The organism is Flavobacterium sp. (assembly GCF_044376915.1).
Lineage (GTDB): Bacteria > Bacteroidota > Bacteroidia > Flavobacteriales > Flavobacteriaceae > Flavobacterium.
Window position 1 is genome coordinate 1 of sequence record NZ_JBILKB010000004.1, and the last position, 22,369, is coordinate 22,369.

Sequence of the window (22,369 nt, forward strand, 5' to 3'; positions counted from 1 at the left end):
AAAATTCAACAATTAATAAATAGTAAAGATTAGCTCAGCTGGTTCAAAGCATCCCGATTTTATCGGGAGAGTCGGGGGTTCGAACCCCTCATCGCCCACAAAAAACTTCAACAGAAATGTTGGAGTTTTTTTTATGCCAAAACGATACTACAGGGCATTTATTAGTTACATTTTTATCGTGCTGATTATAACAATTTTTACAGGGGCTGTAGGGCTAACGTAGCGCAAAGAAAATTCGTAACTCGTAACTCGTAATCCGTAACTCGTAATTCGTAAATCGTAATTCGTAACTAGTAAATTGATTCCCGCCTCAAAAAACTCCTCATTTTGAACGTGTTATCATAAAACCAAACTAATGTATTTTATCGACTTTTTAAGTGTTTTATCGAAAATAATGTAATATTAAGTTTGATTTTTTGTAAAATTGTTAATTATAGTAATTCAAAACTAACAAGACCTTACATATTAACCTATTTTATTGCATTTATGACAAAATCATTCACAAAACCAGTTATCAACTTAAACAACTACCTTTTAAGTTGCGCCAACCAAATCAAATACCTGACTTGTTTATTCATCCTGATTTTTTCAAGTATGGGGTGGGGGCAGACAAATCCTGGGGTTGTTTTTGATTTGTCTTCTGGAAATTGGACTTTATCAGGCTGGAGTTCTTCTGTTGCATCAGATAAATATCCTACAAATGGTGCAACTGGCTCCAATGCAACAACTGGAGTGTCAACTTCTTCAACTACATCTAATATGCGTTTTTGGAAACATGGGTCTACTGATCCATTAATTGCAACTCTTCCATCTGCAAATTATACCTCGGCATATTCTTTTGCTAGCGGAACTATATACGGAAATGGGACAAATGGGATTGGCTTTAATAATACAGGTGGTGCTGGTATAGGATCTGCAGTATTATCTATCAATACAATTGGGAGACAGGATGTTCAAGTGTCTTGGACTGGACGGACTATTGCAATTGGTGCTAGAACTTATGGTATAAGATTGATGTATAGAATAGGGACATCAGGTAGTTTTATTGACGCTAGTACGACAGCATCAAATATTTTTTATTCTGCCAATGCATCCATTAGTTCGACTGTAATGCCAACAATAACTTTACCTTCAGCAGTTAATAATTCAGAGACAGTTCAAATTATGTGGTATTGTTATAATGAATCAACAATAACATCTGGAACAAGACCAACTTTGGGCTTAGACGACATAACTATTTCATCTTCTTCAATGCCAGCTTGCTCAGGTACACCTGTGCCAGGTAACACAATTGCTTCAGTAAATCCTGTTGTTAGTGGTTCATCAACTGTTCTTTCTCTACAAAATGCAACCGCGGGTACTGGAGTTACCTACCAATGGCAGTCTTCACCAAATAATAGTACGTGGACTAATGTAGCTTCTTCGGGGACCTCAGCTACCTATACTGCAACACCAACTGCAAATACTTATTATAGATGTAACGTTATTTGTTCTGGAAATACTGGTACTTCAAATTCATTATTAGTAAATGTAACTTATTGTGCAAGTACAGGCCCATCAACTCAAGGGTCTGATTATTTCACAAATTTTACAATAACTGGAGGAATAACGAATTTAAATAATTCATCTACATACTCAACTAACGGATATGGTGATTTTACTTCACAAAATACAAGTCAATATATTGGAAGTACTGTAAATTTCTCTATGACTTCTCCAGGAGTTAGCGATGGCTCGAGTTTTGGTATTTTTGTTGATTGGAACCAAGACGGAGATTTTCTTGACACAAATGAATCCCCTTTATTGACAATTACACAACCTACTACTAATCCATCTGGGATTTTTGCAGTGCCATCAGATGCATTGATAGGAAATACTAGAATGAGAATTGTTGTTAAAGACGCTACTGGATCCGTACTTAGCTGTAATACAGCTATAGCAAATAGTGAAACCGAAGATTACACTTTTATAGTCGTTGCTCCAACTTGTTATATACCAACTACATTAACTTCATCTTTAATTACTTATCAAACAGCAACAATTGGTTGGACAGCACCTACAAGTGGTACGTCACCTGCAGGTTATTATTACGAAATTAGAACCTCAGGAGCTGCTGGGTCAGGAGCTACGGGCTTAGTTACATCAGGTTCAACAACTGCACCAACAGTTTCGGAAAGTTTAACAGGATTAACAGGCGGAACTGCCTATACTTACTATGTGCGTTCTAATTGTGGTGGTGGAGATTATTCGTCTTGGGCGAGCGCCACTTTTACTACATTAAGTTGTAATGTACCTACAGCAGTTACAAGTTCTTCAATTACTACAACCACTGCAACTATATCATGGACCGCTCCATCTGGTTCACCTTCGGGATATGAATATGAAGTAAGAACTTCAGGAGCTGCTGGTTCTGGAGCAGCAGGTTTAATTGCAACAGGGACAACAACTGCGCCAACAGTTTCTGCTAGTTTAACTGGACTTTCAGCTTCTACAAGCTATTCTGTATATGTCAGAACAAATTGTTACAGTGGATTTAATAGCTCTTGGACGAGTGCTGCAACATTAGCTACACAATGTGGTAATATTACTGTTTTCCCAAGTATTTTTGATTTTGCCACTTATTTACCTATTTGTTGGCAAGAAGGTGATTTAGGTGATTTAACTGCAGGCCCTTCAACCATAGGAAGTTCAAGTACAAGTGATTGGGTTGAGGATGGTTTTTTAAATTCAGGTTCTACAGGATCTGCCAAAATGAATATTGATGCAGCAAACGGATCAGAGTGGTTACTATCTTCTTTTTATACAATTCCTGCAACAGGATTTAGAGTTAAATATAGTGTAGGGGCAACTAACTGGAATGTAACTACTGCAGTAACTAATTGGGAAGCAGATGATTTAGTAGAGTTATTAGTTTCTACTTCAAACACTAACTGGACAGTTTTAAAAACTTATAATGCATCAAATGTACCTTCGAATTTAGGTCAAGTAGATAATGTTGACATATCAGCATACAATGGTCAAACTGTTCGATTTGCTTTTAGGGCCTTTGAAGGAACAAGTAATGGAAGTGCAGATATAGATTTTTTTATTGATAATTTTACAATTGAGCAAACTCCTAATACATGGATAGGTAACACAAGTAATTCTTGGAGCACAGCAGGTAACTGGTCGTTAAATACGGTACCAACTACTGGTGATAATGTTGTTATTTCTTCAAATGGCACGAATGCCCCTGTATTAGATGCCGATATGACAATTCCAGCTGGAAAAAGTTTAACGATTAGCGGTACGGGTACTTTAACGATTGCCCCTGGTAAAACGTTAACGATTGCCGGTACAGCCGATTTTGGGGGCAAAGCCGTAACCTTTAAATCAGACGCTACAGGTTCGGGTATGTTTGGTCCGTTAACCGGAACACTTACAAACGCAACTAATGTGAAAGTTGAACGTTACATCCCTGCAAAAAGAGCGTATCGTTTCTTGAGTTCTAGTGTGAATACTTTAACAACAACCATTAGACAAAACTGGCAAGAAGATGGTGTAAATACAGCTGGTTTTGGTACGCACATCACCGGAACGGGTGGTGCCGACAATGGTTTTGATACCACAGCTACTAATAATCCGTCTTTATATACTTTCAACAATACCTCAGGAGCTTGGGAGGCAGTGATGAGTACACTTACCAATTTTACCGCAGGAACCCCGTATCGTTTGATGGTACGTGGGGATAGAACCATAAGTTTATCTACAAATACCCCTAATGCCACTGCAACAACTTTACGAGCTACAGGTACTCTACATACTGGAAACTTTTCACCAACTTTAAATCAAGCTGCAGAAGGATTTAGTTTTGTAGGCAATCCTTACCAAGCACCAGTAAATATAAAAACAGTTTTAGACGCGGCAACTAATATGAATACCGGAGTGGTTTACTATTGGGACCCTACATTAAACGCAAGAGGCGGGTATGTAACGCGTGATTTGTCATCTAATAATAATACTCCAATGTCTGATTTCAACCAATACCTTCAACCAGGACAAGCGGTGTTTGTAAAAAAAGCAAACACAGCACCAACAGCTACAATGACATTTACAGAAAGTCACAAAGCTGTAGCTAATGCTTCAGCAGGGGTATTCAGAACAACTTCACCAAACGATTATGGATTGTTACGTGTAAACCTGCAAGCCAATACCAACAACCAATGGCAAAACATTGAAGGAACACTAGCTTTGTTTAACGACAACTTTAGTTGGAACGTTACTTCAGAAGATGCTACAAAAATGAGCAATTTAGATGAGGAAGTAAGTTTTGTTCAAAACAATACGTCTTTGGCTATTGCTTGTGTATCTGTGCCAAGTGCAAACTCGGAGTTGCCTATACAGTTGAACAACTTGCGTCAGTCGAATTACCAATGGCAGTTTGAATTGACCAACTACCAAGGAGAAAGACCGTTTTTATACGATGCACAAAACAATACCTACACCGAAATTACAAACGGAGTTGTTGTTCCTTTCACTGCAACGACAGCAGCGGCCAACCGTTTCAAAATTGTATTCCAACCGAGTGCTCTAAGTGCGGATGATTTTGCTAATGGTTTGGTTGTATATCCTAATCCAGCGAAAGCAGGAGCTAATTTCTATGTACAAGGAATTACAGCAGCACAAGTAACGGTGTACAATGTAATGGGTCAAAACATACCGGTACAGGTAAAATCGCAAGGGAATGCCCTACAGGTTACGCCTACACAAACGTTGTCGCAAGGCATCTATTTGGTTACGGTAACCACCGAAGGCAAAACCCAACACGTAAAATGGATTGTAGAATAATAAAGAAAAGCGCGATGAAAACAAGTAGAAAAATACAATTAGCCGTACTAGTAGCCTTATCTCAAGTACAATTTATAGCAGCACAAACCCCAGATTTTGTCGACGATGTACAAGATGTACCGGTAGACAACTGGGTGATTCCGATGGCCATCCTAGGAGTAGCACTGATGTACTTCTTCATAAAAAAGAAGAGACAATCTTTAGTATAATAAAAAAGCACCCTTTTGGGTGCTTTTTTATTTAGAACAAGTCGAGTGTTTTTTCTAATGCCATACCTCTCGAACCTTTGATCAATAGGAGGCTGTTCTCGGGTAGTTTTGTTTGCAGTGCTTCGGCAAAAGCTGCATACGTCTCAAAAAAATGCAGATGCGGTTTGGCGATGTGTTGGGCATAAAAGTCTTTGCCCACAAAATAAACGGTAATCTCGGTTTCGTTTTCCAATTGGGCCACTATTTTGGCGTGTTCGGAAGGGCTTTCCGTACCCAATTCAAACATGTCACCTAAAACTGCTATTTTAGGGAATTGTTGGAGCTGAAGAAAGTTGACAATTGCTGCTTGCATGCTACTCGGATTGGCATTATAGGCGTCCAATATAATTTCGTTGCCATTCTTTTGAATCAGTTGCGAACGGTTGTTTTCGGGGATGTAATTTTCTAAAGCAGTTTTAATGGCGGCATCGTCGACTTTAAAGTAATGCCCAATAGTAATAGCGGCATTAATATTGTGAGCATTGTAAATGCCAATGAGATGCGAATGGATGGAAAGCCCATTATAGGTTACGCAAACCATCGGATCGGCCACCACATTTTCTATATAAACAGCACTGTTTTTATCCGTTGTTGAAAACGTATAACGTTGTGCCGAACGCGTTTTTTGATCTTGTAAGGCATCGTCAAGATTCACAAAAAGCGTTTTTTGATGCTCCATAAGGTAATCATACATTTCGCTTTTGCCTTTGATAACACCTTCAACGCCCCCAAAACCTTCGAGGTGGGCTTTTCCAAAATTTGTAATATAGCCATAATCGGGTTGGGCAATGGAACACAAAAAGGCAATTTCTTTTTGATGATTGGCACCCATTTCTACAATGCCTATTTCGGTTTCTTTAGTAAAACGTAATAGGGTTAAGGGTACACCAATATGATTGTTTAGATTGCCAATAGTGGCAAGGGTATTGTATTTTTGTGAGAGAACTGCATGAATCAATTCTTTAGTAGTTGTTTTTCCGTTGCTTCCCGTTAAGGCAATAATGGGTAAACCCAAATAGTTCCTGTGGAATTTAGCCAGTTCTTGTAGTGTGCTTAGCGTGTTATCAACTAAGATAGTGCGCTCGTCAATGTAATAATCGGGATTGTCAATCACGACATATTTTGCGCCTTTAGCAAGGGCTTCTTTAGCAAATGTGTTGGCATCAAAATGATCGCCTTTGAGGGCTACAAATAAACTTCCATCTTCTATTTTTCGCGTATCAGTGGCTACGCCCGTACAACTAAGGAAAAGTGAATGAAGGGTATCTAGTGTCATGAAATACGTTTTATCAGCAACGAAGATAAAAAAAAGCCCTTTTAAACAAAAGGGCTTTTTATAGTAATTTGAAAATATTATTGTCTAGGATTTCCTCTCGGAGTCTTTTTATCGGTTTTAGGACCTACTTTAGACATCGCACAACGGAATCCAATATAATCGGTTGCCATATCTTGTGGGAAGTATCTTCTAGAAGCTGGATCTAACCAGTACGCTCTATCTCTCCAAGAACCTCCTTTGTATACTCTTACATCATCATTTACAAGCGTAGTTCTCTTGTCTGATTTATCGTATTGTTTCAATAATTTTTTAGAATTATTTGTAGAGTCTACTACGGTAGAAATCTTATGTTTCGGTGCATCATACATTTTGTATTTTTCGGATGCTCCTTCAGCATTTTCTTCATCAGTAGCACCAAATTTAAAGAAACGTGTCGATTGACGATCACCATCTCTGAAATTTCTATTATCTGACGTTGAAAACTGTGTTCTTAAATAGGTTTCGTTTTCATCCACTGGAACTTGTGCAATTTGACCTGGGAAGTTTCTGGCAATAATTTTACCATTACTTAAGGTATCATATTTGATGTTGTCAGAAGTTACTAATTCAGCATTCCCTTCAGCATCTAATTTGTTTTTAGTGTACACGTTACCTCTAAAGTAGTTGAAGTCATTTGCTTCATCATCTACCATAGGGCGGTAAACGTCTTGTACCCACTCGGCAACATTTCCTGCCATATCATACAAACCAAAATCATTTGGCGCATAACGTTTTACTTCGTTGGTAATATCAGCACCGTCATCAGACCATCCTGCAATTCCTCCGTAATCTCCTTTACCTTGTTTAAAGTTGGCCAACTGGTCTCCTTTACTTGTTCTTTTTGAAGAACGGGTATATTGTCCATTCCAAGGATATTTCTTTTGTCCTTTGTAAATGTTGTATTCTCTATTTCCAACAAGTGCTACAGCTGCATATTCCCATTCCGCTTCTGTAGGAAGACGGTATTCTGGTAAAATTAACCCAGAACTTCTTTGTGCGTATACGTTTTTAGCATCAGGGGCAACTTGTTTTTTTCCATTAACTCCTTTTTTCAATACAACCGCATCATTTCCACCTAATGATTTAGAAGGCGAATTCACATAAGCTTCTGTGTCAAAAGAAGATTCACCTTTAACATCTGTACCTAAACTAACTTTATTGTCTTTTTTAAGATATCCAGAACGTTCTAAGATGTTTTCGTTCACACGATTGGTTCTCCATTTACAAAATTCAGTAGCCTGAATCCAATTTACACCTACCACTGGATAATTTGCATATGCAGGGTGTCTTAGGTAATTATTGGTCATGGTTTCATTATATCCTAAACGGTTTCTCCAAACTAAAGTATCTGGAATGGCTCCGTTATAGATGTTCTTATAATTTTCTTCGGTTGGAGGAAAAACTGCTTTTACCCAATATAAATATTCAGCATAGGATTTGTTGGTAACCTCAGTTTCATCCATGTAAAAAGATTGCACGTGTTGTTGGTTTGGGGTATTATTCCAATCGTGCATTACATCGTCTTGTACTTTACCCATTGTGAATGTCCCACCTTCAATCGGAATCATCCCTGGGGGAGTTTCTTGCTTCTTAAACTTGTCGTTAAACTGGAAACCGCCTTTCTTATCGTTGATTTTCCAACCCGTAGCAGAAGAGCCGCCTTTTGAGCTACCTTTCTTGCTGCAGCCAGTAAAACCAATTGTTAGCGCCAATACGACTAACAATTTTAAAGCCATAGTTTTCTTAATTTTCATACTTAGTAGGTAATAAATTTAGTGTCGCAAGATAATAATTATGTATTAATATGCAACATGTTTTTTAAAATTTGTAAAAAAAAATATTTTACTGGAAATCCATACAGCATTAACGAAACAATTAATATTTTATTGTGATTCATTAGTATTCCATAAAATATTTTTCTCTCTTTGTACTATATTTACAAAACTTACGTTTTTTAACCAATGAAAAAGTTATTTTTAATCCTGTTTGTATTACTTTCTTCGGCCCTTTTTGCGCAAAAAAGCGAAACTATAGCTTTGCAATGGTCTAAAGATGTTGCCTATCAGTATGATAATTATTCGTTTAAAGTTCCTCAATTTCAATCGGATTATTTTGAGTGGGATCCCACTTTGAGAAAAGTCACTTTTTCAAAAGTAATTCCTCTCGATCAGTCCAATTTTTCCATTTCTCTATCTGCCGTCAATTACCAAACTATTACTGCAGCAGAATTGTATGATATCGATTTAAAATCAATTCCTACTTCGGTTCAGTTTTCATACGAAATTGTAAAAGCTCGTGATAATTATAAAGGACACTTTAGATTTTCACCTATTATCAAAGAAGCCGGGACGTATAAAAAAGTAGTTTCTTTTAGGTATACTACAAACAATACTGCATTGACTAATAGAGAAGCAGCTGCACCACAAGCACTTTCAAATTCTGTGTTGGCTTCTGGCAAATGGTATCGTTTTTATGTTGAAAAATCGGGCATTTATAAAATCTCAAAGATATTTCTTCAAAGTTTGGGGATGGATGTAAATTTGGATCCGAGGACACTTAAAATATATGGTAACGGTGGACGCATGTTGCCTTTATCGAATGCAACGCCATACCCCATAGATTTAGAAGAAAACGCCATACAATTTATAGGGGAGGATGACGGTGTTTTTGATCCATCTGATTATATCTTATTTTATGCAGAAGGTATAGATACATGGAATACTGAAAGTTTAACGAATGTGAATCTTTTTGCAGACAAGTCGTATTATTATGTTACGACTTCTGGAGGAACAGGAAAACGAATAACTACAGCTGTTGAGCCTTCGGGAATCCCAATGTTTACCTTTGCTCAGTTTGATGATCGAATTTGTTACGAAAAAGATTTGGTCAATGCCGGAAAAGTTGGCAGACGCTGGTTTGGGGAACAATTCAATATAGATAATACCCAAACTTTTTCATTTACGGTTCCCAATATAGATATTACGGTTCCCGTAGAAGTAAAAATCAACACGGCTTCTAGGTCTTTCGGTAATTCATCATTTAACTTTAAAGCAAATGGTCAAGATATCGGGACGGTTACCTTTCCTCAAATTGTTCCCAATGGCGGAATTGAAGGATTTGAATCGGCATTAAATGCTACTTTTTCAGTTACAAGTCCTACGATTTCTTTTGCGATTTCTTTTGCAAATGGCGGGGTACCCAATTCGAATGGGTATCTCGATTTTATCCGTTTGAAAGCCAAGCGGAATTTAATAGGTTATGGCAAACAATTTCAATTTTCTAATGATACTGCCGAAACTAATATTGGCGTAGGGCAATATTCCATAACCAACGCAGCCGGAATTTCACAAGTTTGGGATGTAAGCGATTTGTATAATGTTGCAAGCTATACAAATACTTCGGGGGCTTCTTTTTCATTTAAAGTGAATTTGGGAACGGCAAAAAAATATGTAGCACTGGATCAAGCGGATGTTTATTTGCCCATGAAGGAATCTAATGCACGCGTTGAAAACCAAAACATTAAAGGAAGCCTTTTTAACGATGCCAATGGTGTTTTTCAGGATATTGATTATTTAATCATCGCCCCACAATTTCTAATCAACCAAGCAGAAACGCTAGCTAATTTTCATAGAAACAAATCAGGAATGAGTGTGCGAGTGGTTGCCTTAGAAAAAATTTACCACGAGTTTGCCTCCGGAAAACAAGATATTGCGGCCATTCGCAATTGCATAAAATATGTTTATTGGAATGCCTCTGCACCCGATAAACGAGTGAAATATGTAAATTTATTTGGGGACGCGTCTTACGATTATAAAGATCGAATTTTCAACAATACTAATATAGTGCCTGTTTTTCACGGATTTAATCCAGCGGCAAATGAAACGAATAATGCTTCAAATTTCTCATTGTATTCTTCCTTTATGTCGGATGATTTTTTTGGATTAATGGATGATGCAGAAGGTACGATGACCAATAGTTTCGATGGAATAGATATTGCTGTGGGCAGAATGCTCGTTTCTACTGCGACACAAGCGACCGAAATGGTTCAAAAAGTGATGGAATACCATGACGAGAAATCTTATGGAAGATGGCGTAATAATTTTGTAATTTATTCAGATGATGCCGATAATAGCACCGATGCTACGCTACAAGTGGGTTTGAATGATTTAGCCGATGAATTAACCACACAAAAGCCTTTCGTTAACGTTAAAAAAATACATACGGACGCCTATGTGCAAGAAGTGGCCGCTGGGGGAGAACGCTATCCCGAAGCCAAAAAAGATTTTTTAGATGCGTTGCAATTGGGCGCCTTGGTGTTTAATTATTTTGGGCATGGTAATGAAGAATTTTTGGCTCGTGAACGTTTATTTGAAAAGTTAGAAGCTCAAAATTTAACGAATCGCTACCGCTATCCTTTATTTGTAACCATCACGTGTGAGTTTACCCGTTTTGATGATCCCAACCGACCTACTGGTGGCGAGTATATGTATTGGAATAAAGCTGGAGGTGCTATTGGTTTAATTGCGACTACAAGACAAATTGGGGTTTCTACTGGTTTTACCATGAATAATCTATTAACGGAAGCCTTATATGCTTATGGATCTACCAATTATCCTACGATTGCTGAAGCCTTGCGTTTGACAAAAATTGCTACCGGATCTGATAACCGAAGAGTTGTTTTTTACATAGGTGATCCCGCATTGAAATTAGCCATTCCCAAGTCTAAAATTGTACTGACCAAAGTAAATGATGTACCAGTGAACCAACCATTACCTGTGTTACAAGCATTGAGTATCGTAAAAATAGCAGGAGAGGTGCGAAATGAAAACGATCAATTACTTTCCAATTATTCGGGAGATTTAGCCGTTCAATTTTTTGACAAACCGATTAACAGAAGTACTTTGGGAAATGATGGAATAACGGATTCTAACGGTTTAATCATAATGAATTTTGTGACCTTGGGCGAAACATTATTTAGAGGTAATGCAACTGTAGAAAATGGGCAATTTGAATTCAGTTTTGTAGTCCCGCAAGACATTCGAATTCCGGTTGGAACTGGAAAAATTAGTTTTTATGCAAAAACAGAAGGAACGCCACTAGAAGATCAAACCGGAGTAGATTTGTCGGTTCAGGTGGGTGGTGTGAACAATAATGCACCTCTTGACACAACCCCACCAACGCTTCGTTTACATATGAATGATGAGTCTTTTATTTCAGGAGGAATTACAAATTGTTCGCCCGTTTTGTTGGCGTTTTTGTCCGATGCAAATGGTATCAATACAGCCAGTGGAATAGGACATGATTTAGTAGCAATTTTAGATGGTAATGAGTCCAATCCGTATGTGTTGAATGAATACTATGAAACTGAAAATAACGATTTTACAAAAGGCATTATTCGTTTTCCATTTAGGGATTTAACACCTGGATTGCACACTTTAGTGGTCAAGGCTTGGGATGTGTATAACAATTTAATAACGACTGAAATTCAATTCAATGCTATTTGTTCTGAGGAAGGCTTGCGTATTGAGAAAGTATTGAATTATCCGAATCCGTTTGTAAGTTATACGGAGTTTTGGTTCAATCACAACATGCCTTTTGAACCTTTAGAAGTGCAGGTACAAATTTTAACCGTTTCTGGTAAATTGGTCAAAACCATTCAGCAACAAGTGCTTACCGATGGCTTTTTGAGTCGGTCTGTAACTTGGGACGGAAAAGACGATTTTGGTGATAAAATAGGAAAAGGGGTTTATATGTATAAATTAACCGTCAAATCGCTGACTACGGGGAAATCGGTTGATAAATACGAGAAACTTGTAATCCTATAATAAAATGTTATATTTGTGAAATTAATATCTTTTTAAAAAATGAAAAAAATTGCTTTTTTAGCGTCATTTTTGGTGATGGGCCAATTGATGAAAGCGCAAGAAGATAATAGCCGAGTGATCACTACGGGAGTTCCTTTTTTACTCATAGCTGCTGATGCACGTTCTGCCGGTTTGGCCGATATGGGTGTTGCTACTTCTGCAGATGCTTTTTCGCAACAATACAATCCGGCAAAATATGCTTTTTCTTTGCAAAAGCAAGGTTTTTCGGTAAGTTATACCCCTTATTTGACAAGTATTGCAAATGATATTGCCTTGGGGCAATTGTCCTATTACAATAGAATTAACGAACAAAGTGCTTTTGCAGGTTCGTTACGTTTTTTTGGTTTAGGAGATATTGAATTGAGAGAAACGGGAGATCCTAATGAAATTCCAAGAGTAGTCAATCCAAACGAATTGGCCTTGGATGGTTCGTATTCTTTAAAATTGAGCGAACGTTTTGCCATGTCAGTAGGCGGTAGATACATTCGTTCCAGTTTAAAAATTGCCGATGGTGCTACAGATGCAACTGCAGCGTCTACTTTTGCCGTAGATGTGGCAGGATATTATCAGTCTGAAGAAATTGTATACGATGAATTTAACGGACGATGGAGAGCCGGGTTTAATTTCCAAAATATGGGACCAAAAATCAGCTATGATAACGACGAAATTAATAATAATTTCTTACCAGCAAATATGCGTTTAGGTATGGGATTTGATTTTATTTTTGATGAATACAATAAAGTAGGTGTAACGGCTGAAGTAACAAAATTATTGGTTCCAACACCACCAGCTTTGGTTGCGGCGGTAGACGCAAACAATAATGGCTCTATTGATCAAGCCGAACAAGATGTAGCAGATGATGCCTATACCCAGGCTTTAAGCGATTATAGAAAAATGGGATGGACACAAGGAATTTCTAAATCTTTTAATGATGCCCCAGATGGTTTTTCAGAAGAGTTGAGAGAATTTACGTGGGCTTTAGGCGCCGAATATTCGTATCAAGATTCATTCGCACTTCGCTTAGGCTATTTTAACGAACACGAGTTAAAAGGTGCCCGAAAATTCTTTTCAATGGGAGCTGGGTTCAAATATAATATAGTCAAAATTGATGTGTCCTATTTGTTTTCTGCTTCTAAGGTTAGAAATCCGCTGGAAAATACCTTGCGTTTTTCATTGACCTTTAATTTTGGTGATGAATACGAAGAATTATAATTTGAAATAAAAATAATCACAATCCAAATTCCAACAGAATTTGGATTTTTTTTCCACACGTATGAAGCAAATTATCATCCAATCGATCCTTTCAATATTGTCAAAACAAGATTTGACTTTACAAGAAAAAGAATTGATGCAGCAAGCCTTTGAAGCCAGAAGTAAAGCCTATGCGCCGTATTCTAAATTTACCGTGGGAGTAGCCATTTTACTCGATAATGGGGTTGTTGTACAAGGGTCAAATCAAGAAAACGCAGCTTACCCATCGGGTTTGTGCGCCGAACGTGTTGCCATTTACTATGCGGGGGCCAATTATCCAACGTCAAAAATGGTGAAGATGTTTATTACGGCATCGCCACATGATCGAAATTTACAAGAGCCTATTCCGCCTTGTGGCAGTTGTAGACAAGCGATTGCAGAATATGAAATGAAGCAAGATATTCCTATCGAAATATTATTTATGGGTGCTGAAGGACCCATTTATAAATCGGATTCTTTGAAAAATATTTTACCCTTGGTTTTTGACAAGAATCATCTATAACGATTTCGTAGATTTTTTTAACGATTTAATACAAAAAATCGTAAAAATCATAGAATTTAATTTTTTCAGTACGATTCTATGTAGTATTTTTGCTTTTCGTAAAATTGCTAGTACATAGCAATTGACAACCAATAGAAATAAAAAACAAACAATCATGAAGCCAATAACCAAAGAAGTTTACCTTAAGTGGTATGAAGACATGCAGTTTTGGAGAAAATTTGAAGACAAATTAGCTGCTGTTTATATCCAACAAAAAGTTAGAGGATTTTTGCACTTATATAACGGACAAGAAGCAGTACTTGCTGGAGCCATTCACGCGATGGATTTGTCTAAAGATAAAATGATTACAGCTTATAGAAATCACGTGCAACCTATTGCAATGGGAGTAGATCCTAAAAAAGTAATGGCTGAATTGTATGGAAAAGTAACAGGTACATCTAAAGGTATGGGAGGATCGATGCATATTTTTTCTAAAGAACATGGGTTTTATGGTGGACATGGAATTGTTGGGGCTCAAATTCCTGTAGGAGCTGGAATTGCTTTTGCAGATAAATATTTTGAAACTGGCGGGGTAACATTAACCTATTTTGGAGACGGAGCTGCGCGTCAGGGTTCTTTACATGAGGCCTTTAACATGGCAATGTTATGGAAATTGCCAGTTGTATTTATTGTTGAAAATAATGGGTATGCCATGGGGACTTCTGTAGAACGTACCGCAAATCATACCGATATTTGGAAATTAGGTTTAGGGTATGAAATGCCATGTGGACCTGTGGATGGAATGAATCCAATAAAAGTGGCGGAAGCCATGCACGAAGCCATAGAAAGAGCACGTCGTGGTGACGGACCTACATTCTTAGAAATGAAAACATACCGTTACAGAGGACATTCTATGTCTGATGCACAATTGTACAGAACCAAAGAAGAAGTGGAAGAATATAGAAAAATTGATCCAATCACTCAGGTTTTAGATATAATAAAAGAGAAAAAATATGCAACCGAAGCAGAAATCGAAGCCATTGATCAAAGAGTTGCTGATTTAGTATCGGAATGTGAAAAATTTGCTGAGGAATCTCCTTTCCCAGAAGTGAATCAGTTATACGATGTGGTGTACGAAGAGCCAAATTATCCATTTATTCCTCATAAACTATAAAGAGTATGGCACAAATAATCACAATGCCGCGTTTAAGTGATACAATGACTGAAGGAGTTGTAGCCACTTGGTTGAAAAAAGTGGGAGATACCATTAAAACCGGGGATATACTTGCAGAAATTGAAACCGATAAAGCGACTATGGAATTTGAATCATTTCACGATGGTGTTTTATTGCATATTGGAATTCAAGAAGGTCAATCGGCTCCGGTTGATTCCTTATTAGCAGTTATTGGGAAAAGTGGTGAAGATATTTCGGCGCTTTTAGTAAGTGGTACTGCTACAGAAGCGAAAGTCGTGACAGACACGAAAGAAACTGCTTTAAGCGAAGTAACGATTCCTGCAAATGTTAAAGTAATTACCATGCCGCGTTTGTCAGATACGATGACTACAGGAACGGTAGCGACTTGGTTGAAAAAAGTAGGTGATACCGTTAAAGAAGGCGATATTTTAGCAGAAATAGAAACCGATAAGGCGACTATGGAATTTGAATCGTTTAATGCGGGTACACTTTTATATATTGGCATTCAAGAAGGTGATTCGGCTCCAGTGGATACTATTTTAGCTATTTTAGGACCTGCTGGTACGGATGTATCCGAAATAGCTGCAAATTATAAAGTAGGTGCGGTAGCTGAAGCGCCAAAAGCCGAAGAAAATACTCTTGCTCAACAGGCAACTGCAAACAGTACGCAACAATCTACAAACACTAGCGATAGAATTTTTGCTTCGCCCCTGGCAAAAAAAATTGCCCAAGATAAAGGAATCAATTTAGCACAAGTAAAAGGTTCGGGCGAAAACGGTCGAATTGTTAAAAATGATATTGAGAATTTCTCACCATCATCTGCTGCATCACCAGTTACTGCTGTTTTAGAAGCAACAGCAACAGTATCAGCGGTGAAACCATTTGTTCCTGCAGGTGAAGTTTTCAAAGAAGAAATTACCAATTCGCAAATGCGTAAAACCATTGCACGACGATTATCAGAATCTAAATTTACGGCACCGCATTATTATTTAACTATTGAGTTGGATATGGACAATGCAATTGCTTCTCGAAACATGATTAATGGATTACCAGAAACAAAAGTTTCTTTCAATGATATGGTTATTAAAGCTAGTGCGATGGCATTGAAAAAACATCCACAAGTAAATTCTCAGTGGAGAGAAGATGCTATGGTGATTAATCACCACGTGAACATTGGGGTTGCGGTAGCCGTTGAAGACGGATTAATGGTTCCTGTTTTGAAATTCACAGACCAAATGAGTTTAACACAAATTGGTGCCAGCGTGAAAGATTTAGCCGGAAAAGCAAAAGCTAAAAAAATTCAACCTGCCGAAATGGAAGGAAGTACTTTTACCATTTCAAATTTAGGCATGTTCGGCATCCAATCGTTTACTTCTATTATCAATCAGCCCAACTCTGCTATTTTATCGGTAGGGGCTATCATTGAAAAACCAGTGGTTAAAAACGGACAAATCGTTGTTGGAAACACAATGGTGGTAACTTTAGCTTGCGATCACAGAACAGTTGACGGCGCAACAGGAGCTCAATTTCTTCAAACGTTTAAAGCGTTTATGGAAAATCCGGTTACGATGTTGGCTTAACATTATATTTACTATATTAGAATCCCGAAATTTCTTCGGGATTTTTTTATTTCTTATTTTTACTTAAAAATAACAACTATTTTGAAAAATATTATCATCACAGGGACCTCGAGAGGAATAGGTTATGAATTGGCGTTACAATTTGCGAATGCCGGTCACCAAGTTTTAGCAATCTCGCGTAAAACACCTCAAGCTTTAATGGAACACCCAAATATTTCGTGTTTGTCACTCGATATTTCGGTAGCTAAAGATTTGCTACAAGTGGAGAAATTCATTGCGCAAACCTGGAAAAAAGTGGATGTTTTACTCCATAACGCTGGGCATTTATTGCATAAGCCTTTTGGTCAAATTACTGCAGATGAATTTCAAAATGTTTATAAAGTGAATGTTTTTGCAGTAGCGGAACTTACCAAAATTTGCATTCCATTTATGCAAAAGGGAAGTCATGTGGTAACCATTAGTTCGATGGGCGGTATTCAAGGCAGTATGAAATTCGCTGGATTAGCGGCTTATTCTTCCAGTAAAGGAGCGGTTATAACGCTTTCTGAATTATTGGCTGAAGAGTACAAAGAACAAGGAATTGCTTTCAATGTTTTAGCACTTGGAGCTGTAAATACAGAAATGCTACAAGAAGCTTTTCCAGGATATGAAGCGCCAATTTCTGCCAAAGAAATGGCCGATTATATTTTTAATTTTGCCTTAACCGGAAATACATTTTACAACGGAAAAGTACTCCAAGTTTCATCGTCAACTCCATAAATAATTGAGCGAAGTTTTACAAAAATACCTTCCCGAACACGCGGTTACTCATTGTTTTGAGTTAATCAAAGACAATCATGTGCATTTAAAAATTGTCAATGAGCGTCAAACACGTCATGGCGATTACCGAAAAGATGCCCAAGGGTTTCATTTGATTACAGTAAATGCTAGTTTGAATAAATACCGATTTTTAATCACTTTAATTCATGAAATTGCACATTTGGTGGCGTTTGAAAAATTTGGTCGTAATATCAAACCTCACGGCGAAGAATGGAAACTTACTTTTCAGCGTTTGATGGTGCCTTTCATTCGTCCCGAAATTTTTCCCCATCAATTGTTGTCTTTATTGGCAAAGCATTTTAGAAACCCAAAAGCGAGTAGTGATACGGATGCAAAATTAGCATTAGCCTTAAAACAGTTTGACCAAAAAGAAACGGATAAAAATTATATTTTTGAAATTCCGATGGGAAGTCATTTTCGGATTTCGAATGGTAAAATTTTCAAGAAAATTGCCTTGCGCGTAAAGCGGTATGAGTGTTTAGAGATTAGTTCTGGACGCTTGTATCTTTTTCAGCCTAATGCTGAGGTTGAGTTGTTGCCAAATTAGCTGTAAATAGTGTCAAATATCAATTTGACTATTTTACATCATCTTCTAAATACATTTTTCTTACGCGTTTGAACAATTCAGAAGAATATACAAAGTCGGTAACTGCTTCGTTATCGGTTTTAAAAATCTCTTTGTTAGAACCTTCCCATTCCAATAACCCATTTTTTAGGAAGACAATTTTTTCCCCGATTTCCATAACCGAATTCATGTCGTGTGTATTAATTACGGTTGTAATGTTGTATTCTTGCGTGATTTCCTGAATCAAATTATCAATGACAATGGCAGTTTTAGGATCTAATCCCGAATTTGGTTCGTCGCAAAAAAGATATTTGGGGTTATTTACAATTGCACGAGCTATTGCAACCCTTTTTTGCATACCTCCTGAAATTTCAGATGGTCGTTTTTCATGGGCATTGGTTAAATTGACACGATCAATGACAAAATCCACGCGCTCTTTAATTTGTTTGGGTGTATTATTAGTAAACATTTTTAATGGAAATCCTACATTTTCTTCCACAGTCATGCTGTCAAACAGCGCACTTCCTTGGAAAACCATTCCAATTTCTGTTCGTAAAGTTCTTTTCTCATCATTTGACAATTCGGAATAAATTCTGCCGTTAAATGAAATAGTACCACCATCGGGTGTGTGAATGCCCAATAAACTTTTTAAGAAAACAGTTTTACCCGAGCCACTCTGTCCGATTATTAAATTGGTCATGCCTGCTTCAAATCGCGTCGAAATTCCTTTTAAGACGGTTTGATCTCCAAATTTTTTTACGATGTTTTTTACTTCAATCATTAGCTCAATAAAAGTTGTGTTAAAATAAAATTCATCAAAATAATTGCTACGGAAGTCCAAACAAAGGAAACCGTACTCGCTTGTCCAACTTCCAAAGCGCCACCTTTCATGTAATAGCCATGATAAGAAGGAATGGTAGCAAGAAGTAAGGCAAATGTGGCGGTTTTTATAAACGCATAGGTGATGTGAAAGGGTATGAATTCAGTTTGCAAACCGGATACAAATTCGGCACTACTCGTAAAACCTCCATAAACAGCAGCCATCCAACCCCCTAATACTCCTAAAAACATACTCAGTCCTATGACGAATGGATAAAGGAGTAGGGCAATTATTTTTGGAAATACCAAATAGTTTAATGAATTTACACCCATTACTTCTAAAGCATCGATTTGTTCGGTTACCCGCATGGTTCCTATACTTGAAGTAATAAACGAGCCCATTTTACCCGCCATAATGATGGAGATAAAAGTAGGGGCAAATTCTAAGATAACCGATTGTCGGGTAGCAAAACCTACTAAATATTTAGGGATCAATGGATTGGTTAAATTTAAAGCCGTTTGTATGGAAACTACCCCTCCCACAAAAAAGGATATAAAGGCTACAATACCTAACGAACCTACAATAAGGTCGTCAATTTCTTTCAAGATTAATTGTTTCATCACCGACCATTTGGTAGGCTTGTTGAAGATTTCTTTCAACATGATGAAATACTTTCCTATTTCCGATAAGTAGCGAACGAGCATCATTTTATCTGGGTTCAATGTCTAGAATTGCAGTAAAATTACTATATTTTTTTGGATTAGTTAAAACAACTTCTCTTTCATTTTCTTCCAGCGGTAGTTTCTAAAAAATCGGGCTTGTTCTGATGTAACAAATATTGGTTTTCCTGCTGATTTAGCTTTCCAAAAGCCCATGAGATAATCTACAAACAAAAAAGGTTTTCCTTTTCTCATGGCTAATTTCAAAGAAGAAATTGCTGTAATAAGGAAACCGTATCCCAAACTATAAAAAGCTTCACCTTGTTTGTAACGTGCCGCTTTGTTATAACTTGCACCGGTTGGTTTTAAGTGCTTTACCTGTAAACGGGAATCGGTCACAATATTCCATCCGTAAAATTTACAAAGTAATTCATCTACGGTGTCCCAACCCATAGCCGGTTTTAGTCCGCCTATTTGTTTATAGGCTGCCGCACGATATGCTTTTAATGCACCGCGAATATGGTCTTTATCGGTTAGGTTTTCTAAAACCCAATCGCCATTCTTTTCAATGTAGCAGAATCCGCCAACCATCGCTACCGTTGCATCCGATTGAAAATGGCCTATAATGGTTTCAAAATAGTTGCTCGGAAAAATTAAATCGGCATCAACTTTTACAAGGATGTCGTATGCTTCATCAATATGTTTTTCACCTTCATGAAATGCCTGAATAACTTTGCTCCCAGGTAAATGAATGGCATCTGATTTTTTATTTACCAAAGTGATAAACGGAAATTTTGCAGCAAATTCAGAAACTATTGCTGGAGTATTATCCGTTGAATTGTCATTTACCACCACGATTTTTGTTGGTAAAACAGTTTGTTCTACTAAAGATTGCAGGGTTAATGCAATACATTTTTCTTCGTTATAGGTGGGAATAATTATGTAGTAAGCCCCCCAGCCCCCGAAGGGTGAGTTGGAAGTATTTTGTGTTGAATTTGTATTGTTCATTATAAAACTTAATTTGCGTTTTATATTCCCCCTTTGGGGGTTAGGGGGCTTCTTTCCGCATACACCAAATAGTAACGTGGCGTAAACCATCTTAACAAGGGTCTAAAACCTACCTTTTTTACAGGATGTGTAAATTTTATGCGATCAACAATTTTAAATCCCGTTTTTTCAAGCAACCAATCGAGTTGCCAGTCCTCAAATTCATGGTAATGACGGTCCCACATATCAGTTTTGCTGCGATACGCAGGAGAAAACCACAAGCGCAAAGGAATCGATATGACTATTTTATCGGCCGTAACGTTTTCAAGAATGGTGAACGGATTGAGCAAATGTTCAAAAATTTCAAAAGCAGTAAATACTTCATATTTCTCATTTTGAAGTGCACTTTGATCGGTGTCCAAGTCTTCTCCTTTTGTATTGATTACACTATATCCATTTTGAGTCATGATTTTTGAAAAGGGATTAGGAACGCCTAAGTCAAAAATAGTTTCTGAAGTTTTGATGTGGTTTTTTAGAAAATCTAAAGTGATATTGAATCGTTTGCTTGGATATGTTTTTTCGTACATGCTTACGGTTTTCGGTTTGTGATGTTGCAAAATTAACGATAAACCATTAACAACACATAAAAAAATTACATTTGATAAACGAATGCGTTAATATTCATACCTGCGCCAACCGATGCAAACAAAACAACATCTCCTTTTGCTAAGGATTGATTTTCGATGGCGCCTTTGATTAATAAATCATAAAGAGTGGGAACTGTCGCTACACTAGAGTTTCCTAGTTTGTGAATGCTCATTGGCATAACACCATCGGGAGGTGATTGTTTGTAGTGTTTAAAGAAGCGATGAATGATGGCCTCGTCCATTTTTTCATTGGCTTGATGGATCAAAATCTTTTTAACTTTTTCGATGGGAAGTCCGCTTTTTTCCAAACAAGCTGCCATCGCTTTTGGAACATTGCTCAAGGCAAATTCATATATTTTTCTGCCATACATTTTAATATAACGAATATCTGGATCGTGAGTGGTATTGAATGAATTTCCAAAAAATAAATAATACGCTTCATCATGTGTAAATGAAGCCGATTCATAGGATAGGATTCCACCTGTTTCATCTGTCGATTCAATGATGGTGGCACCAGCACCATCGGAATAAATCATAGAGTCTCTGTCATGAATATCTACAACTCGTGATAAAGTTTCTGAACCAATTACCAAACATTTTTTAGCCATACCAGCTTTTATGAATGCATAGGCTTGAATGACGCCTTCTATCCACCCCGGACATCCAAACAAAATGTCATAGGCCACACATTTTGGATTTTTTATTTTTAATCCGTGTTTTACACGAGTGGCCAAACTGGGCAAAATATCAGACTGAATGGCTCCTTTTTTAACATCTCCAAAATTATGAGCTAAAATTATATAGTCTAAGGTTTCTGGATCTATTTTTGCGTCTGAAATAGCTTTTTCAGCAGCTAATAGAGCAATATCTGAAGTGCATAAATCATCCGTTACATATCTTCTCTCCTGAATACCTGTAATTTCTAAAAATTTTTCAGCCACAACATCATTTGGGTAGGGAAAAGGAGAACCATCTTCGTTTAAAAAGGAATGTTTTGCAAAATCAATATTGGTGACTCTTTCTGTGGGAATATAGCTTCCAGAACCTGTTATTTTGATGTTCATAAATTTTGGTTTTGATGTAACGAAAATATTAATTTTTCTTTAACATA

General features: G+C 37.3%; 16 protein-coding genes and 1 tRNA gene. 10 read left to right on the plus strand and 7 right to left on the minus strand.

The annotated features are described in order from the left end of the window. Nucleotides 1-27: 27 nt before the first annotated feature. The 3 genes from ACIQ6Z_RS00675 (at nucleotide 28) to ACIQ6Z_RS00685 (ending at nucleotide 5,036) form a co-directional block, all read left to right on the plus strand. Nucleotides 28-98, plus strand: a tRNA-Lys gene (locus ACIQ6Z_RS00675). 496 nt (nucleotides 99-594) lie between these two features. Continuing rightward, nucleotides 595-4,827, plus strand: a complete 4,233-nt coding sequence (locus ACIQ6Z_RS00680) for a GEVED domain-containing protein (RefSeq protein ID WP_396209019.1) — start codon at nucleotides 595-597, stop codon at nucleotides 4,825-4,827. Between the two features lie 14 nt (nucleotides 4,828-4,841). Next, the gene (locus tag ACIQ6Z_RS00685; RefSeq protein WP_396209020.1) at nucleotides 4,842-5,036 is read left to right on the plus strand and encodes a hypothetical protein; all 195 of its coding nucleotides are present in this window, start codon (nucleotides 4,842-4,844) and stop codon (nucleotides 5,034-5,036) included. Nucleotides 5,037-5,067: 31 nt separating this feature from the next. Here ACIQ6Z_RS00685 and murF read toward each other — a convergent pair whose 3' ends face one another. Then, nucleotides 5,068-6,351 (minus strand): UDP-N-acetylmuramoyl-tripeptide--D-alanyl-D-alanine ligase, encoded by a 1,284-nt coding sequence (murF, locus tag ACIQ6Z_RS00690; RefSeq protein WP_396209021.1) that lies wholly within the window; start codon nucleotides 6,349-6,351, stop codon nucleotides 5,068-5,070. A 77-nt stretch (nucleotides 6,352-6,428) separates the two neighbouring features. Then, complete coding sequence (gene gldJ, locus ACIQ6Z_RS00695; protein ID WP_396209022.1) at nucleotides 6,429-8,144, minus strand: gliding motility lipoprotein GldJ; 1,716 nt, start codon at nucleotides 8,142-8,144, stop codon at nucleotides 6,429-6,431. Nucleotides 8,145-8,351: 207 nt separating this feature from the next. Between gldJ and porU the strand changes: the two genes are divergently transcribed. The 7 genes from porU to ACIQ6Z_RS00730 all read left to right on the plus strand — a co-directional run bounded on the left by porU (nucleotide 8,352) and on the right by ACIQ6Z_RS00730 (nucleotide 18,127). Next, the gene (gene porU / locus ACIQ6Z_RS00700) at nucleotides 8,352-12,215 is read left to right on the plus strand and encodes a type IX secretion system sortase PorU (RefSeq protein WP_396209023.1); all 3,864 of its coding nucleotides are present in this window, start codon (nucleotides 8,352-8,354) and stop codon (nucleotides 12,213-12,215) included. Nucleotides 12,216-12,254: 39 nt separating this feature from the next. Beyond that, complete coding sequence (porV, locus tag ACIQ6Z_RS00705) at nucleotides 12,255-13,466, plus strand: type IX secretion system outer membrane channel protein PorV (RefSeq protein ID WP_396209024.1); 1,212 nt, start codon at nucleotides 12,255-12,257, stop codon at nucleotides 13,464-13,466. Nucleotides 13,467-13,527: 61 nt separating this feature from the next. Then, nucleotides 13,528-14,007, plus strand: a complete 480-nt coding sequence (locus ACIQ6Z_RS00710; protein WP_396209025.1) for a cytidine deaminase — start codon at nucleotides 13,528-13,530, stop codon at nucleotides 14,005-14,007. A gap of 154 nt (nucleotides 14,008-14,161) precedes the next feature. Beyond that, entirely contained in the window at nucleotides 14,162-15,160 is a 999-nt protein-coding gene (pdhA, locus tag ACIQ6Z_RS00715) for a pyruvate dehydrogenase (acetyl-transferring) E1 component subunit alpha (protein ID WP_396209026.1), read from the plus strand. A 5-nt stretch (nucleotides 15,161-15,165) separates the two neighbouring features. Next, nucleotides 15,166-16,761, plus strand: coding sequence for a 2-oxo acid dehydrogenase subunit E2 (locus tag ACIQ6Z_RS00720; protein ID WP_396209027.1), 1,596 nt, complete (start codon nucleotides 15,166-15,168; stop codon nucleotides 16,759-16,761). Nucleotides 16,762-16,842: 81 nt separating this feature from the next. Then, nucleotides 16,843-17,520 carry an SDR family NAD(P)-dependent oxidoreductase gene (locus ACIQ6Z_RS00725; protein WP_396209028.1) on the plus strand — a complete coding sequence of 226 codons (678 nt, stop codon included), beginning with the start codon at nucleotides 16,843-16,845 and terminating at the stop codon, nucleotides 17,518-17,520. A gap of 4 nt (nucleotides 17,521-17,524) precedes the next feature. Then, nucleotides 17,525-18,127 (plus strand): SprT-like domain-containing protein, encoded by a 603-nt coding sequence (locus tag ACIQ6Z_RS00730; protein ID WP_396209029.1) that lies wholly within the window; start codon nucleotides 17,525-17,527, stop codon nucleotides 18,125-18,127. 28 nt (nucleotides 18,128-18,155) lie between these two features. Here the strand turns inward: ACIQ6Z_RS00730 and ACIQ6Z_RS00735 are convergent, their stop codons facing one another. The 5 genes from ACIQ6Z_RS00735 to ACIQ6Z_RS00755 form a co-directional block, all read right to left on the minus strand. Further along, entirely contained in the window at nucleotides 18,156-18,926 is a 771-nt protein-coding gene (locus ACIQ6Z_RS00735) for an ABC transporter ATP-binding protein (protein WP_396209030.1), read from the minus strand. Then, a complete protein-coding gene (locus ACIQ6Z_RS00740) occupies nucleotides 18,926-19,672 on the minus strand; it encodes an MlaE family ABC transporter permease (protein WP_396209055.1) in 747 nt (248 codons plus the stop codon). The genes ACIQ6Z_RS00735 and ACIQ6Z_RS00740 overlap by 1 nt, the downstream gene beginning before the upstream one ends. A 57-nt stretch (nucleotides 19,673-19,729) precedes the next feature. Then, nucleotides 19,730-20,632 carry a glycosyltransferase gene (locus tag ACIQ6Z_RS00745; protein ID WP_396209031.1) on the minus strand — a complete coding sequence of 301 codons (903 nt, stop codon included), beginning with the start codon at nucleotides 20,630-20,632 and terminating at the stop codon, nucleotides 19,730-19,732. A 20-nt stretch (nucleotides 20,633-20,652) separates the two neighbouring features. Beyond that, the gene (locus ACIQ6Z_RS00750) at nucleotides 20,653-21,198 is read right to left on the minus strand and encodes a methyltransferase (protein ID WP_396209032.1); all 546 of its coding nucleotides are present in this window, start codon (nucleotides 21,196-21,198) and stop codon (nucleotides 20,653-20,655) included. 65 nt (nucleotides 21,199-21,263) lie between these two features. Beyond that, on the minus strand, nucleotides 21,264-22,322 hold the full coding sequence (locus ACIQ6Z_RS00755) for a 3-oxoacyl-ACP synthase III family protein (protein ID WP_396209033.1): 1,059 nt from the start codon (nucleotides 22,320-22,322) through the stop codon (nucleotides 21,264-21,266). Nucleotides 22,323-22,369: the final 47 nt, after the last annotated feature.

What these genes read in the sequence shown, in the direction of transcription:
- ACIQ6Z_RS00680 (WP_396209019.1), top strand. Translation starts at nt 595, where the DNA reads ATGGGGTGGGGGCAGACAAATCCTGGGGTTGTTTTTGATTTGTCTTCT.
- ACIQ6Z_RS00685 (WP_396209020.1), top strand. Translation starts at nt 4,842, where the DNA reads ATGAAAACAAGTAGAAAAATACAATTAGCCGTACTAGTAGCCTTATCT.
- murF (WP_396209021.1), bottom strand. Translation starts at nt 6,351, where the DNA reads ATGACACTAGATACCCTTCATTCACTTTTCCTTAGTTGTACGGGCGTA.
- gldJ (WP_396209022.1), bottom strand. Translation starts at nt 8,144, where the DNA reads ATGAAAATTAAGAAAACTATGGCTTTAAAATTGTTAGTCGTATTGGCG.
- porU (WP_396209023.1), top strand. Translation starts at nt 8,352, where the DNA reads ATGAAAAAGTTATTTTTAATCCTGTTTGTATTACTTTCTTCGGCCCTT.
- porV (WP_396209024.1), top strand. Translation starts at nt 12,255, where the DNA reads ATGAAAAAAATTGCTTTTTTAGCGTCATTTTTGGTGATGGGCCAATTG.
- ACIQ6Z_RS00710 (WP_396209025.1), top strand. Translation starts at nt 13,528, where the DNA reads ATGAAGCAAATTATCATCCAATCGATCCTTTCAATATTGTCAAAACAA.
- pdhA (WP_396209026.1), top strand. Translation starts at nt 14,162, where the DNA reads ATGAAGCCAATAACCAAAGAAGTTTACCTTAAGTGGTATGAAGACATG.
- ACIQ6Z_RS00720 (WP_396209027.1), top strand. Translation starts at nt 15,166, where the DNA reads ATGGCACAAATAATCACAATGCCGCGTTTAAGTGATACAATGACTGAA.
- ACIQ6Z_RS00735 (WP_396209030.1), bottom strand. Translation starts at nt 18,926, where the DNA reads ATGATTGAAGTAAAAAACATCGTAAAAAAATTTGGAGATCAAACCGTC.
- ACIQ6Z_RS00740 (WP_396209055.1), bottom strand. Translation starts at nt 19,672, where the DNA reads ATGATGCTCGTTCGCTACTTATCGGAAATAGGAAAGTATTTCATCATG.
- ACIQ6Z_RS00745 (WP_396209031.1), bottom strand. Translation starts at nt 20,632, where the DNA reads ATGAACAATACAAATTCAACACAAAATACTTCCAACTCACCCTTCGGG.
- ACIQ6Z_RS00750 (WP_396209032.1), bottom strand. Translation starts at nt 21,198, where the DNA reads ATGTACGAAAAAACATATCCAAGCAAACGATTCAATATCACTTTAGAT.
- ACIQ6Z_RS00755 (WP_396209033.1), bottom strand. Translation starts at nt 22,322, where the DNA reads ATGAACATCAAAATAACAGGTTCTGGAAGCTATATTCCCACAGAAAGA.